Genomic DNA, 13,844 nt, shown 5'->3' with positions numbered 1-13,844 from the left:
TGGATGAACTGTTAAGTCTTTTTCGAAGTTTTTTTGCGAGTAGTGCGTCGGGCGGGCTTCGCTTTACGGAACCAGATCTGCGGCACAGAGAAGGGATAGAGGGGTTCCCAGCCATCGGCAGCACGCTCATTGATCACGTCACGGATCATCAGATTCAGTGCGTCAATATCACCAAGGCCCATCTGGAGTACCTGTTTGTGTTCGTCACTCAGGTTGAGAGTCACGAAATCGTATTCGTATTTTGTCATCTTAGTCGCTCTACTCGTTCGGCAATCAACGATCCTTGGTCGCTGATCTTACCCTTTACCTTGATCACATTGCCATCTTCCAGCAGTCTCTTCGACCTGTCGTAAGTCCTGGGGAATACCACGATGTTGTCCATGCTAAAGGTGTTATCGCTGGCAGTCACGAAAGCCATCGGCTGCCCTGCGGACTTACCCTTACTGACAATGTGTTCGCGGACTGCATCTACACGGACTGCAATCTCGAAAGCCATATCCTGATAGCCACTCTTGACTAGATCAATGCATTTGTCCTGTGCTCTGTAAATGTCTGCCTCACTACCACTTAGGGCGATCCCCAAGAAGAACTGCTCCCAGGCAATTCGCTGAGCTTTGGTGTCGAAGAGTTCGCGGGCATCATACTCGCTGAGTGCCTTGCGAATCACGGGACGCCTGCGGGCATTCGGAATCTTGACGCCGAACTTCTCTTTGATGAGCGGAGCCTTGGTCTCGTCGGAAATGCCACGCACAATACGAATCCAATCTGGTTCGCCTTCTTGGTGGGGCGTGAGTGCTTGCACAAGCTCAATCTCTTTATCAGTCATGGCGTCCAACAAACGGAACTTGCCTTGACTCTGTACGCGGTGTTCTTCGAGGTCATCAAAAGCACCACCACGAATGAGGGCATTCATGACGCCAGTGTTCACCTTACTCTTCTTACTCTTCCATTTCCAGAGGATCTCATCGAAGGTATCACAGTCGCGTCCCATCTTGACAAGATCGTTGACGGCCATAGCACCGACTCCCTTGAGGGCGGTCAGTCCAAAAGCAATGTGCGTGTCGTCTACTACAGCAAACTCTTTGTTGCCCATCGAAACTCGCGGAGGCACAACCTCGATGTCGAATAGCTTGCCGTCGTAAGACAGTGCTGACATCTGCTCAAACTTGTTGGGGTGGCTGTCTGCGTGACGCAGCTTGGCACACAAGAACTCAACGGTGTAGTTGGCCTTGAGGTATGCGGTCTCATACGCCAGTAGGGCGTAGCCGACACCGTGCGACTTGTTGAAGCCATAGCCAGCGAACTTCTCGATATAGCCCCAAATCTCGTCAGCAGTAATGGGGTCAATGTTGTTCTTGCCACAGCCCTCAGTGAATACCTCTTTCCACTTCTGCATTTCCTCGGGCTTCTTCTTGCCCATCGCCTTCCGAACCATGTCGGCGTCGATGGAGTTCATGCCCGCAAGCTGTTGACAGATGTAGATAACCTGCTCCTGGTACAAGAGAGCAGAGTAGGTTGTACCCATGATGGGCTCAAGCATCGGGTGAATGTACTCGGGTGCTTCACCCTTGTTCTTCACGCTACGATACGCCCGGTGCATGTTCGATTCCATCGGACCAGGACGAATCAGTGATACAAGGTCACTCAATTCTTCAATGGACTCTGGCTGTAGGTTCTTACTCCAGGTACGACCGAGTTGCTTTTCAATCTGGAAAATACCAATAGTGAATCCCTGACCCAACATGGCCCAGGTGACCGGATCATCCAGCGGCATGGCTTCTCGCGAAAGCTCGATGCCACGGCGTTCTTTGACCAGATCCATAGTGACCTGGATGTCGTCTAGGGTAGTGAGACCTAGGATATCGAGCTTGAGCAGACTCAAAGAGTCCACGGTGTTCATGTCCCAGCCGAACAGGAGACTCCCATCTTTTGATCGTGCGAGGGGATACGAACTCTCTTCGAAGGGGACATCGGAAATCACAACCGCAGCAGCGTGGATCCCCGTGGTCTTGTAACAGCCCTCAAGTGCTAGAGCTACTTTGAACCAAGGGGTGTACTTGTCGTAGTATTCCTGGAGTTCCGGTACAGCGTCAATAGCTTCTTGCAGACTAATAGCAACGTGATCGTCATTTTTGGCTGGCACCAGGGCGGTGATTTTGTTAGCCTCATCGAAAGGTAGATCGTAGACCTTGAAAACCTCTTTGAGAATAGCTTTGGCTTGTAGGCCACCAAGCGTCACTAGCTGTGCGACGTTACCTGCACCGAACCGTTCTTTGATATACTCAAGTACCTTCTGCCGTTGGGACCTGGGAACATCAGTATCGATATCAGGAAGACCTCCACGGCCTTTGTTGAGGAAACGCTCCCAAATGAGACCATACTCAAGAGGATCAATCTCAGTAATGCCAAGAGCATAACTAACAAGGCTACCGCCCGCACTACCACGTCCGCGACCAACCAGAATATCTTGTCCACGCACCCATGACATGACATCATGGACGATGAGGAAGTAGTCCGCGAACCCCATTTCTTCGATGTCCGCCAGTTCTCGTGCGAGTCGGTCGCCATAGGTTTCAGAGGCACCAGCCTTCGGGTCAAGGCCCAGACGTGCTAGACCCTCTGCGGCAAGTTCACGTAGGTATTCGTTAGAGGTCTTCCCATCGGGGATGAACTTGTACTGTGGCAAACGACGCTTCTTGAGGTCAATATCAACGTTGCATCGCTCAGCAATAGCGGTCGTGAGGTCTAGCTCGTCTGCTGTAAAACCACGCTCCTCCATTTCCTCACGAGTCTTGAGGTAGTATTCCTCGGGCGTGAAGTCCGTGTAGGTGGCACGACTGTACTTGTTGGCACTCATTTCCAACAAGGTCTTATGTGCTTCGGCATCGTGCTGCTCAACGTAGTGAACGTTGTTGGTAGCTACGGTGCGTAGACCATACTTCGTTGCGATGTTACGCAAACGCCCACTGACCTGTTCCTGCATTTCTAGGTCGGTGTCTTGAACCTCAAGGAAGAAGTGGTCAGCATCAAAGATCTTGAGGAAGCGACGTACAAGACCTTCGGCCTTGAACAAGGCGGCAGGCTGTCTCACTTCTCCGTTCTCGTCTAGCTGGTCAAACAGAAGCGGGGCGATAACGCCATCCAGCGTGCTGCCGGTCAGGCAGATCACACCCTCACTGTACCGTTCCAGTAGCTTGAAATCAATACGAGGGTTGTAGAAGAAGTATTCCGGACTGTTGGCGTGAGACACTAGCCGAGTGATGTTTCGCCACCCGGTTTCGTTCTCAGCCAGCAGTACAATGTGCGACACCTGACGTACCTTCTGGATTCTAAGCTGTTCCGCATCCTCGCAGAAATACAGATCGACGCCCATGATGGGCTTGACCCCAGCCGATTGTGCTGCCCTATGAAAGTTGACTGCTTCAAAGACGTTCGAGTAGTCGGTAAGGGCTACAGCGGGCTGACCTAGCTCCTTGGCTCTGCCCACCAATTTCTTGATGTCCGCAGAGCCGTACAGCATAGAAGCCTTAGAGTGTACGTTCAGGTGAGTGAATGTCATTTGGGTCCGTTGAGTCGTTCGGGGTTGACCTCGCTCTTAGAGCGTCGGCCATAGTCTTTCTTCGTAGCCTTGTCGATCCGCTTGCCGGGATGTCTTTCTTCGGGGAGGTTGCGTTCACGCATACGCTTCAAACGCTCGTTGTTAGCTCGCTGCGAACGGCTTTCGCTGTAGTTGCCTTTGCCGTCGTAGGTGCCGCTGCGAACCGGCTCGGCTCCAGCCTTGTCCCACAGGTCACCAAGTCTCGTTTTGGTCTTGATACCGGCGGCACTAGGATAGGAGATAGTTGCAGAGTCCACGGCTTTGAGTTTGCAGTCGCAAGGACGACCGTTGTCCCTTACATGATGACAGGAAATCTCCTTTTTGTCAATCAGTTCTTCCAGTTCTTCGATGCGTCCCTCAATGTTGACGAAGTTCTCGTCGTCGGGGCCGAACTTAGTGTGTAGCATACCATTGGCAAACGCACTAACTGTCGTGACGTGACCGTGACGACACTTGAACACCTTGAAGTCTCCGAATAGAGTTTCGCCCTCCTTGATGAAGACATGACGATTGCCATTGCCCTCCTCGCGACACGTAGGACATACGGCCTTGAGTGTCGGAATCTGCTTGACCAACTTCTCCTCTTGCCTCTTGGTCATGCCGAGTTCTGTCTCGTGTGCATGATCCCAGCAGCAAACTACTACTCTATGCTGTGCCATCTTACGCCTCGCCGTCTTTTTCGTCCCAAACGTGGTCGATCAGACCCCACTCTTGAGCCTGATAGGCTGAAAAGTATTTGTCGCCCACACACTCACAGTGCTTCTTCCAAAATGCTGCGGTCTGACCGCTGTGTTCGGCCATCAAATCATACCAACGCTTAGCCATCGCATCGTAATGCTTTAGCTCTTTCTTGATCTCGTCGGTACGTCGCTCGCCCCAATCTTCCCAGGATTGGTGAACCATGAACCACGTATTCGGTGTAGCATACCGATGACCGGGTTCGCCACGACACACCAATAGGGGAGCAGCACTCATGCACTTGCCAATGGCGGTAGTGTGGATGGGGCTATTGAGCGTACCAATCACGTCGTAGAGAGCCCACATTTCGTATTCGCTACCACCGAAGGATCCAATGAAGAGTTCGATGGGCTTGTACTCGCCCTTCTCCATTTGTACCTTCGTGTGATCTGCTTCCATGAGATAGAGACCTTTGATCACGTAGCCAATACTGTCTTCGTCAACGCCATCGAACAAGAAGACTTTGCGATTGACAATATCAACGCCGTATGAAAAATACGCCTCTACCCAGTCTTTCGTGATTTTACTCATCTGTTTTGAATCTCCCTTTCCATTCACGCTTGCATACGGGGCTGTCACAGAGGTACTTGCAGCCAAACGCCACCTGACCGTAGCGGGTCTTGGTGTCCAACTCATAGTCATCGCGAACAACGCGATCAATCCACTCGGTTGACTGGATCTCATGGATCTTATCGCGGACGTATGCTTCCGTCTCAAGATCCTCTTCCTCAGAGAAGCCAACCGTGATAGGACTCTTGGTAAAGTAGTCGAACGTCAGGATAACGTTCTTGTACTTGAAACCACGTCCTTCGCAGTCATCAATGAACACTCGCCTACTGGCCAGCGAATACATCTTGACCTGAATGTCCTTGCAGCACTCTTCGTAGTTCTGCGTGTGGACACCCGTCTTGTAGTCGATTACGTGAATGGTGTCTTCGTCCTCTTCGACCACCAAATCCATGTAACCGATCATGGGAACGTCAGCACCCGGAATGGGAACCTTGAAACCATACTCACAACCAATGGGGGCACCTTTGTCGTCGCGTAGTAGCTTCGGCCAGATATCCTCATAACGAGCGATGGTACGTTCCACCATCGAGATAGAGCCGTCAAACAAATCACGAGGACATCCCGGGAGATTGTCAAGGGGTTCGCGTGAAATACCACAGATGCCTTCGTCCTCTTTGACGTAAGGGCATGTGTCACAGTACGGCTTCTTGTCCGCGTAGTCTTTGGGCTTAGCCCAGACCAACGGAGTCTCCATGACTTCTGGCTGCTGGTAACGGTCGAGCGTTTCCAGTGTGCCACCATAGCCACGGTAGAGTCTACCAATCGGATCCATGTCGGAGCCGTTGGAGTATTGTTCTAGAACGTCATGAACCAGGGTTCCGTGTACGGCACCCCAATTAGACTTGAGCGTGATGTCAGGACAGTTGTATGTAAGCCAATACTTGAACTTACACATATCATATGTCTTGATCCGGCTAGGCGAGACCGATTTCAGTTTTAGCATGAGATACCTTCAAAGATTTCTAGTAGTTGTTCTGTTCTCAGGTCGCCACAGTCTTGTCCTGCCGGAAGATCTACTCGGTGCAGGTTGAAAAGGTCGCCTACGATACGGCTCATGCGGAGCCATCCCTTTTCGCCGGGGCTCTGGCCGTCTTTGTACTTGTCGGGATCGTCGTTGTCGTAAGCAACGTACAGATCGGTGACACCATACTTGACCAGTAGTGTTCTGTGTGCGTGGCAGAAGCTAGTGCCGAGAGTGGCTACCCAATTGTGGATGCCAGCCTCTTCGAGCTTCATGCCGTCCAGCGGCCCCTCAACCAAGATGAGCTTTTTGCTCAGGGGGAGATACCGCTTCGCACGATGGAGGTTGTATAGGATCGAGCTAGTGAATAGGTCGCCCCGCTGCGGCCAGCGGTTGTAGTGGCGTCCGTGTACCCACTTCATGTATTTCAAGCCTCGATCTTCGAAGTGCTTTTCGGGGTGGACCGTGCGGCCAGTGTAACCAACAAGGTGACCATCGTGGTCCCGCACAGGGAACACGACACGATCATGCATGTACGTGCCAATCCGACTCCACATGCCTACCTCGTAACTCCTGAGCACTTCGAGATCAAACTCGCGGTTGAGGAGATACTGAGGATCAGGGTTTAGGAATTGAAGGTTGTCCTCAGCAAGAGGTTCATGGACGTGCAGTTTGTTGCCACGATGTAGGTTCTCGGGGTCGCCAACCTCTTCATCGAGGTCTACGTCTTTGGCCTCTAGCGTAGACGTGATCCACTTGACAGTCTCGACAAAGTTCGTGCCCTTGATACTAGAGACTAGACCGAAGATGTCGTTGCCTCGTGATTCTTCGCAATGATGAGTCCAGCAGACCCACTTGCCTAGATCGATACGCCAACTCCAGGCGGTGCGGTTGTTGCCGTCGCCACTATGCTGCAAACAGTGACAGGTGGATTGGATGAGACCATCCCCACGATCATCGAACTCGACCTCCAGCCTGTCGAGCAGATAGGCAATGTTGCGGTTCGCATGATTGCGGATCATACGTTTCTTGTCGTTGTCTAGTCTACTCGTCATTGTCATCGTCGTCGTCATCCTGTTGCGGCGGGGCTACGCTACCGATATCTAGTTCCTGGAAATCACCACAGCTTAGATCGGCACCGTAGTTGACCCAGCTATTCCACAGACCTTTTCCGTAACGTGCCTTAAACACTTTCATTAGGTGCGTGCCGCTTCCATCGTTCGCACGCTCTTGATCTGACTTCCGCTTGAAGTAACTCACGGAGTCTACGTTCTCGCTGATTCGCTTGCCACCGGCCACGCATCGAATACCCTCGTCTAGCTCGTTGTTGGTCTGCCCGAATCCGATGAGAGGGATGTTGTACTTGTTGGCAAAGTCGTGTAGCTGAGCAATGTGGAGACCGTGCTGCTGCCATTCTTGTAGCACGCCACGGCTAATCTCATTGGTCATCGACAGCTTGATGTAGTCATAGACGACTAGGCACTGAGGCACTCGCGTCTCCCGGTCGGGCTTGACGTGCGTGAGCAACCATCTGCGAACGTGCGGCAGCACGTCGGGCACGCTGAGGCCACTGATGGACTGATAGAAGATCGGCATTTGCTTCACGGCTTCCCAAAGCCGTGGTTCGCGTAGCTTGCGACCGTGAGCCAAGATCGAGTCCCGAACATGCGGGTCTTCGACACCGTTCTCCTGTAGTTCCTTGTCGGTCATTCGCCAGAAGCCAGTCTCGATATACTCAGAGGGCACCTTCGCAATCATCGCGGCAATGCGGATCCACTGGTCTTGCTTGTTTAGCTCACTGTCCAGGTAGAGCACGGGGAGACCTTTGCGGGCAGCAATGACCGCAGCCTTCATGCCGAATTGCGACTTACCCGAGCCAGTGGTGCCGACCATGAAGGTAATGGCTCCGTTACGAATCTGTCCGATTCGCTCCTGCCAAAGAGGGTAGCCCAAGTCTAGCCCCATGTGTCCCGGGTCATCAGCAATACTGTTGATGAATTCTTCGAAGCCTTCGCGTAGGTCTTCGATTGCGTGCTCGCCCTTGTCGAGAATGTTGACCTTGCTAACGACAGTATTCTCGACCTTGCCGATCATGATGGACAGGGGATCGTCCGTAGACGCAAGGTAGTCTCGAAGCTCCACAAAGCTTTCGGTGTACTGATCCTTGAGCGACTGACGCTTGACCTCCATGAAGTGAGAGTCTACTTCGTGCTCACCTACCTCCTCAGCAAAAAGCTCATCCAGCCACTCACCATTCTTGGTGGCAGACAGATAGTTGTGGTGTCCGAGGGCCTTGGCCTCAGCAACCAGCTTTGCTTTCGTGAGCTTCTCTGCTTCTTTCTCGATGACGAGAGATCGCATAGCTTCAAAGGTCATGGACGTGACCGAGTGCTTGAAATCCCCTTCGTCCAAATACTCCACGAACTCGAACAACCGCTGTGGGTGTCGAGCGACTCCAGCTAGGAATACTTTTTCTGCGGCAACGTTAGCCATTACGTGCTTCTTCGATTAGTTGTTGTAGGTCTTCGACGGTTGCGTTGCCGCGTACCTCGATGAGATCGATCTCGTTGATGTCGCACCATTGTCTCTTGCGTACATCCCGTGCTTTTGATTTTTCAAAGCCCTTCTTGTCGCCATGAAAGAGCTTTACGAATTCGTCGTGTTGCTTACCCTGGTATTCAAAACCCAACCTGTGATGCGGCATGTAGAAGTCAAGCCATAGTCTCTCGTCAGGCAGGGGGAACTCTTCAAGGATCAATGAGTTGAAACCGTAGATACGACGCAAGAGGCGGCCAAGCATATACTGACCAGCCGACTTGCATTGCTCTCGTGTTCGCATAGGATATCGCTCTGGCAAAATCTCCACACGCACTTCGCGGTTACTCAGTGTCTTGAACTTCATCCACTAGATCATCAAGAGGATCATGTCCCCCAGGCTCAAACAGTTCTTGGATTTGTGCATCAAGCTTATCCACAAGAGCACTATCCATCAGTAGGCGGCGGGCTGCATTGAACTGACTCATACAGGTAGCAGCCACTTCGTCTCCATCCATCACGTATTCGCCCGTCTCCCGATCAATCTTCGGTAGGAAGATCTGCTTGCCTCCCTTGCCCCCCATGCGGAGGATACCAAAGTTAGCAGCCTGCGTCACAAGTTCCTGTTCGCGGAAGATACCATTACGGAAGAGAATGGGGAACGCCCCTTCGTTGCCATCGGGAGCAACCTTATTCTTGATCACCTTGTAACGGACAACGCTACCGATACGCTCTTTGTCGGCGTCCAAGATCCAGTCTACCTTGCGGGGCTTGAAAAGTCGAATGCGTTGGGAGGCATAGAACTTGAGGGCATAGCCGCCGGGAGTATCAGTTGGGTCTCCGTACATCGTGATCTTGTCGCGAATCTGATTGACAAACACGAGGGCTACTTGGTTCTGTTCAGAGACGCCGATCAGCTTACGCATGGCGTCAGACATCAGCTTCGCAAGTTTGCCTACGGTGGAGTCTCCGATCTCACCAGCCATGACAGCTTCCGGTTGGGCAGCATCGATAGAGTCTAGGATAGCCACGCCCTTCGGCACCATAGCAGCGAACTTCCTCATGGCCTCGAAAGCCTGCTCGCCGTTTGATGCGTTGACAATCCATAGGGGACAGTCGGCGTCCTTCTTGCCAGACTCCATGTTGGCGATAGCTGCGTCGATGTAGGGACGAAGCGTTCGAACCGTTCGCATGAGCGACAGGTTCAGGTTCTTCTCCATGTTGACGTAAAGCACAATCTTGCCTGCCTGGATAGCACGTCCAGCTACCTCAAGAACAAGCGTAGTCTTGCAGGTTCCCTCTTCACCGAATACTTCGGTGATCCTCCCCTCTGGGAACGGCACAAACAAATCGTAGTCTAGGTTGTATGACCCACTACGGTTCGGATCGGGGTCACCGATCTCCTCTGCGGACATGGCACGCACGCCTTCCCGCTCCACTTCCTTCTTGAAAAAACCAAAGGTCGGGACTACCGGCGATTCGTCTTCTACTACTTGCTGTTTACGCTTGGCCACGCTCTAACTCCCTTAGGAAAGACAGTAACGTCTTGGGTTGCTTCTCTTTGTACTTCACTTTTTCGAGTCCCGAGGATGCCAGTTCTTTCTGCCAATCCGTATAGAAGCGGGACACTTGTTCTAGGTCGTAATTCTCAAAGAGGCGGCGGGCGACCACCGCCATCTTGGCGAACTGTGCCGGATCAATACGACGCGGCTTGCACTTCCAGATGTAGAATGCAAGCTGCCCCGCCGATAGACCGTACGGTTCACGCATGAGCTTCTTGAGTGCTGCCACCAGCTTGCCCCACGCCTTCCCATTATTACCTCGCCACGGGTAAGTGTCAGCACGAATATCCTGATTCAGCCAAATGAACTCGGCCAGCAGGTTGGCGGCATCGTGCTCGATGTCGGGGGTTGTGAGCGACGGATACTTCATGCCGGGGGATCGTTGACGATGGTTGCCTTGTCGCCAGTCTTGTACGGCCTAATCTCCTGCCGCGTCGTGCCGTCTTCGTGAACCCACGTAATCCAGACTTCCTGGTTCTTGAGGACGCCGATCCCGCTACACTTCGCTTCGCTAACGCCGTGTGAGTGCATGAAAGCGTTTAGCTGTTTGCTGTGCCAGTAGCCGTTGACCTGAGCATTCCCTTCGTCGTCGCGATACGGGATAAGAACCACGTTCCTGTTGTATGCTTCAAGCCTCAGGTTTGTGATCTTGAGGTTGTGGACCTCAACGTAGTCCCTAAGTCGCAGCCACGCAGATCTTTCGTGGGGCGTGGCGTCTTCAAAAACGGTAGAACCGTCCGACAGCGATGCGATCCAACGACTAGCTCCAGGGTTAGTCTTGGGATTCGGGACGTGTGGGTGCTTTGAGCTAAATGCGAGAGTCATGTGTTTCTTCCAAAACCTGAGGTGGACTGTCCAGCACTCCGGATGGCACGTACATGATACGCGGGGGATTCGGAACGTCAACGAAAAAGGCCCGGAAGTTAGTGCTTCCGGGCCAGATTCTCTTAGTTCAAACTGTAGATCTTACAGGAATTCTAGTTGCAAGAAATAGCCGAAGTCGATCTTGCGTCCAGCGGCAGATGGGTTACCACTCACGAGCAAGTGGAAGTCGTGAACCGCCGCCTCGATGCTTTGGTCTGCAAGACCCAAGGCAGCACCACCGCTCGAAATCTCCGACCACGCGGCGTCCGCAGCGTTACCAGACGTATCTTGTAGCTGAGCCGCCTGGACAGTAATGCCAGTCGCAAGGTCACTGATGTCGGGCACACCAGAACCAGCGTCAAAGTTTACGGCACGGAACGTGGCCGACTGCGTGATGACAGCGGTGTTGTTCTCTTCGGTGAAACGGGCGAGTAGCGTACCAGACTCACGGGGAATCTCAGAGAAGCCACCAGTGAAGGGAACGCCAGAGTGCTCGACCGTGCTGGCCCCTGTGAATTTTGCATTGATCATTTGACCAAGGTCTGTACCCACATGGTCTGTCACATGGGTACGGTCTTGATATTGACCAACGATAACCGCACTGTTTGGAGCCCCTAGGGAACCAAAGAAGCCCATGCGGTTGGGGCTATCCGTAGCACTAATCTCGAAATTGAAAATCTCTAGACCGATGGTGGCCATTGTATTCGCATACAAGCTGGCTACGGTGTTGCCCATCGCTCCTGAGCAAGCAAAAAATCTAATGCCTGATACCATTGTTCGACTCCTACGTCGGGAAGTCTGTTATCCCCTAAAGGGGAACACCGCTTCGAGACTGGCTATGACGCACATCAACGCCTACAGGATAATACACTAATCGATGTCTCGGAAGATGAGATCGAGGGCATACTGATCGTCCGTGTCATCCACACTGAAGTTGAGATCGATTGCCTCTTCCACGCGATAAAACGTAGCCTGTTCTGTTACCCTGAGAATCCACATGTCGTCGGAAGCGGCAGGGAAATTGCCGATCTGAATGAGTACCCAGATACCGGGGGTAACATGGGTGGCTTGAGCAGAGGTGACCTCAATGATATCGTGAATACGAGAGCCGGTGTCCGCAATACCAATCGTCGTTTCCGCAATGATCGGCTTTGCTGAATCGTGATCAAACGTACCCGTGTTAGCAAGGGGGTCGGCAGGATCAGCAGTAATGGACCACTTGCCAATGCCGCTGCCAATACCAAACCCACTCATGTTGGGGTCAGTCAAAAGTGGATCACCAGCCTGAATACCACCGTTCATGTGTTGCCAGTAAACATATTCTCCATCGATGAATGCACGTCTACCGCCGATGTCACCACGGTAACCGCCGAGATATGCAAAAGCAGACGAGAACCTATGTACTCGCGACAAGAATTTACCCACAAGCCAATAGTCAGTGCCATCATAGAACATGTCGCTGATGGCGTTGTCAACTGGTCCAGACTCAGTATCGTCCGCACCAACAAAGGTCCAGGATACGCTGATCTCTGAGTGAGTCATGCTTGGTCCCGAGTACCTTTGGAAAAACACTTCGTTGTCCCATTGATCACCAACGCCAACACCAAGGTCTGTAAAGACCTGATTGTAAACCTTGCTAAGCATGAGGATGTCATCGCCTCCAATGGGCTCCATGCCAACGTGACACTCAAAGTTACCCGGCGTTCCAGTGGGCACACCCGAATCATACTGTGAAGACAACGATGGATTAGTGCCAGTTGAAGCAATCGTGAGGTCGGCAGGACGATACCACATGAACGAACCATTGAAGGGCGACAGCGGCAGAATACCACGCGAGGGCGAGTTCGAGACGCCACTGAGGGGGTTACGTGACAACGACTTCATCCAGATCGCGTCATCAAACACTTGGTACCCTTGCGAAGCACCATTGACGTTGGCGATTAGCACTTTGCCATCGCTAGTGACATTGATGGCTCTGTGTAGACCACGGTTCGTCATTGCTTGACGATGATCGATCTGTGGAAACATGCCAGCCGCACCAGAAGGAATGGCCAAGAGCGGCTGAGCACTTAGCGGGGTGTATGGCAAGCTGGCGTAGAATCCAGACGCCTGTGCTTGGGGTGTCCAATATGTGCGGGCCGCCGGATCGTTGGTGCCAGCATTATTGATTTCTCTATGGCCACCCTCAAAGAATGTAAAGTCGCTAGTTGCACTAATGGTGTCACCAAACGTTGAAAGGTTCTTGTTACCACTAATGAGACGCAACTGTGTGTCTGGCAGCATAGCATAACCATCAACTTGCACCTTGCCGGATGCAATAGCGGCAAAGTTAGTGAGGGCTCTCCAAGAACCAGCTCCAGCCTGTGCAAATTCGTTACCACCTAGAGAGATAATACTGCCGTCTGTCTTCTGGAATGACGGAAAGTATGGACCAAATGAAAAACGCGGATTACCAAAACCCGGAACGCCTCCACCACCAGCTCTGAATAGATTGAATCGACTATGGAACGGGAATGGTTGGAAAACAACTTCCCCAATATCAAGATCAAAGAATACGCCAGATCCAGCGAGCCAATGAATGTCCGTATCAATGTGGTCGTCGCCACCAGTGATGTCCTCAAGCTCTGGTCTTAGTGGAATAGCATTGCCAATTGAGAAACCAAACCCCAGGTCGGTGATCACAATGAAGCCACTTCCATGTCCGGGGTATGATGTCGTATACCACGACTCCCCCATGATTTGACGAGAGAAGCTCCCCATTGAAGATTCGTCGCCATACAGGTCCCAAAGGCTATTATTGTTGAAACGAAGCCAATCTCGCAATTTGACAACATGATCAATGGTCACAAGCGACGGACCAGCAACATCACCACCAAGAGTAGAACCATCGCCCTTGGGTTCAAATCCAGAACCAGCTACATCAGGATGGATGTAGTGATTGAACTCGAAAAACTGGAGCGGCTCATTACCCCACTTTCGAATCTCTGCATTGAGTACGAACATCGCTGCTTCCAGG

13 protein-coding genes are annotated in these 13,844 nt (G+C 52.2%); all 13 read right to left on the bottom strand.

Annotated elements, in window-relative coordinates:
- Positions 1-11 precede the first annotated feature (11 nt).
- A complete protein-coding gene (locus tag K5880_RS14170; RefSeq protein WP_297653447.1) occupies positions 12-248 on the bottom strand; it encodes a hypothetical protein in 237 nt (78 codons plus the stop codon).
- A complete protein-coding gene (gene dnaE / locus K5880_RS14165) occupies positions 245-3,559 on the bottom strand; it encodes a DNA polymerase III subunit alpha (RefSeq protein WP_297653444.1) in 3,315 nt (1,104 codons plus the stop codon). The genes K5880_RS14170 and dnaE overlap by 4 nt, the downstream gene beginning before the upstream one ends.
- Complete coding sequence (locus K5880_RS14160) at positions 3,556-4,197, bottom strand: hypothetical protein (RefSeq protein WP_297653441.1); 642 nt, start codon at positions 4,195-4,197, stop codon at positions 3,556-3,558. The genes dnaE and K5880_RS14160 overlap by 4 nt, the downstream gene beginning before the upstream one ends.
- A gap of 61 nt (positions 4,198-4,258) precedes the next feature.
- On the bottom strand, positions 4,259-4,867 hold the full coding sequence (locus K5880_RS14155; RefSeq protein WP_297653438.1) for an ATP-dependent Clp protease proteolytic subunit: 609 nt from the start codon (positions 4,865-4,867) through the stop codon (positions 4,259-4,261).
- Positions 4,860-5,849 (bottom strand): PD-(D/E)XK nuclease family protein, encoded by a 990-nt coding sequence (locus K5880_RS14150; RefSeq protein WP_297653435.1) that lies wholly within the window; start codon positions 5,847-5,849, stop codon positions 4,860-4,862. Before K5880_RS14150 ends, K5880_RS14155 begins: the two co-directional genes overlap by 8 nt.
- On the bottom strand, positions 5,843-6,940 hold the full coding sequence (locus K5880_RS14145) for a toprim domain-containing protein (RefSeq protein ID WP_297653432.1): 1,098 nt from the start codon (positions 6,938-6,940) through the stop codon (positions 5,843-5,845). Before K5880_RS14145 ends, K5880_RS14150 begins: the two co-directional genes overlap by 7 nt.
- The gene (locus K5880_RS14140; protein WP_297653429.1) at positions 6,912-8,360 is read right to left on the bottom strand and encodes a DnaB-like helicase C-terminal domain-containing protein; all 1,449 of its coding nucleotides are present in this window, start codon (positions 8,358-8,360) and stop codon (positions 6,912-6,914) included. The genes K5880_RS14145 and K5880_RS14140 overlap by 29 nt, the downstream gene beginning before the upstream one ends.
- Positions 8,353-8,769 carry a hypothetical protein gene (locus tag K5880_RS14135; RefSeq protein WP_297653427.1) on the bottom strand — a complete coding sequence of 139 codons (417 nt, stop codon included), beginning with the start codon at positions 8,767-8,769 and terminating at the stop codon, positions 8,353-8,355. Before K5880_RS14135 ends, K5880_RS14140 begins: the two co-directional genes overlap by 8 nt.
- Positions 8,747-9,916: a hypothetical protein gene (locus K5880_RS14130; protein WP_297653424.1), complete on the bottom strand. Its 1,170-nt coding sequence runs from the start codon at positions 9,914-9,916 to the stop codon at positions 8,747-8,749. The genes K5880_RS14135 and K5880_RS14130 overlap by 23 nt, the downstream gene beginning before the upstream one ends.
- The gene (locus tag K5880_RS14125; protein ID WP_297653421.1) at positions 9,903-10,334 is read right to left on the bottom strand and encodes a hypothetical protein; all 432 of its coding nucleotides are present in this window, start codon (positions 10,332-10,334) and stop codon (positions 9,903-9,905) included. Before K5880_RS14125 ends, K5880_RS14130 begins: the two co-directional genes overlap by 14 nt.
- Positions 10,331-10,789, bottom strand: coding sequence for a hypothetical protein (locus K5880_RS14120; RefSeq protein WP_297653418.1), 459 nt, complete (start codon positions 10,787-10,789; stop codon positions 10,331-10,333). The genes K5880_RS14125 and K5880_RS14120 overlap by 4 nt, the downstream gene beginning before the upstream one ends.
- Positions 10,790-10,930: 141 nt before the next feature.
- Complete coding sequence (locus tag K5880_RS14115; RefSeq protein ID WP_297653414.1) at positions 10,931-11,563, bottom strand: hypothetical protein; 633 nt, start codon at positions 11,561-11,563, stop codon at positions 10,931-10,933.
- Positions 11,564-11,698: 135 nt separating this feature from the next.
- Positions 11,699-13,831: a hypothetical protein gene (locus tag K5880_RS14110; protein ID WP_297653411.1), complete on the bottom strand. Its 2,133-nt coding sequence runs from the start codon at positions 13,829-13,831 to the stop codon at positions 11,699-11,701.
- Between the last annotated feature and the right edge of the window lie 13 nt (positions 13,832-13,844).

Origin of the sequence: Hydrogenophaga sp. (assembly GCF_025699295.1) — a bacterium.
Classification (GTDB): domain Bacteria; phylum Pseudomonadota; class Gammaproteobacteria; order Burkholderiales; family Burkholderiaceae_C; genus Hydrogenophaga.
The sequence above is the reverse complement of the archived record's forward strand: the minus strand, read 5'-3'. Positions and strand labels throughout refer to the sequence as shown.

Excerpts from the sequence above, each read along its gene's own strand:
- dnaE (WP_297653444.1), bottom strand. The coding sequence starts at position 3,559 with ATGACATTCACTCACCTGAACGTACACTCTAAGGCTTCTATGCTGTAC.
- K5880_RS14140 (WP_297653429.1), bottom strand. The coding sequence starts at position 8,360 with ATGGCTAACGTTGCCGCAGAAAAAGTATTCCTAGCTGGAGTCGCTCGA.
- K5880_RS14155 (WP_297653438.1), bottom strand. The coding sequence starts at position 4,867 with ATGAGTAAAATCACGAAAGACTGGGTAGAGGCGTATTTTTCATACGGC.
- K5880_RS14145 (WP_297653432.1), bottom strand. The coding sequence starts at position 6,940 with ATGACGACGACGATGACAATGACGAGTAGACTAGACAACGACAAGAAA.
- K5880_RS14150 (WP_297653435.1), bottom strand. The coding sequence starts at position 5,849 with ATGCTAAAACTGAAATCGGTCTCGCCTAGCCGGATCAAGACATATGAT.
- K5880_RS14115 (WP_297653414.1), bottom strand. The coding sequence starts at position 11,563 with ATGGGCAACACCGTAGCCAGCTTGTATGCGAATACAATGGCCACCATC.
- K5880_RS14160 (WP_297653441.1), bottom strand. The coding sequence starts at position 4,197 with ATGACCAAGAGGCAAGAGGAGAAGTTGGTCAAGCAGATTCCGACACTC.
- K5880_RS14125 (WP_297653421.1), bottom strand. The coding sequence starts at position 10,334 with ATGAAGTATCCGTCGCTCACAACCCCCGACATCGAGCACGATGCCGCC.
- K5880_RS14135 (WP_297653427.1), bottom strand. The coding sequence starts at position 8,769 with ATGAAGTTCAAGACACTGAGTAACCGCGAAGTGCGTGTGGAGATTTTG.
- K5880_RS14170 (WP_297653447.1), bottom strand. The coding sequence starts at position 248 with ATGACAAAATACGAATACGATTTCGTGACTCTCAACCTGAGTGACGAA.
- K5880_RS14110 (WP_297653411.1), bottom strand. The coding sequence starts at position 13,831 with ATGTTCGTACTCAATGCAGAGATTCGAAAGTGGGGTAATGAGCCGCTC.
- K5880_RS14120 (WP_297653418.1), bottom strand. The coding sequence starts at position 10,789 with ATGACTCTCGCATTTAGCTCAAAGCACCCACACGTCCCGAATCCCAAG.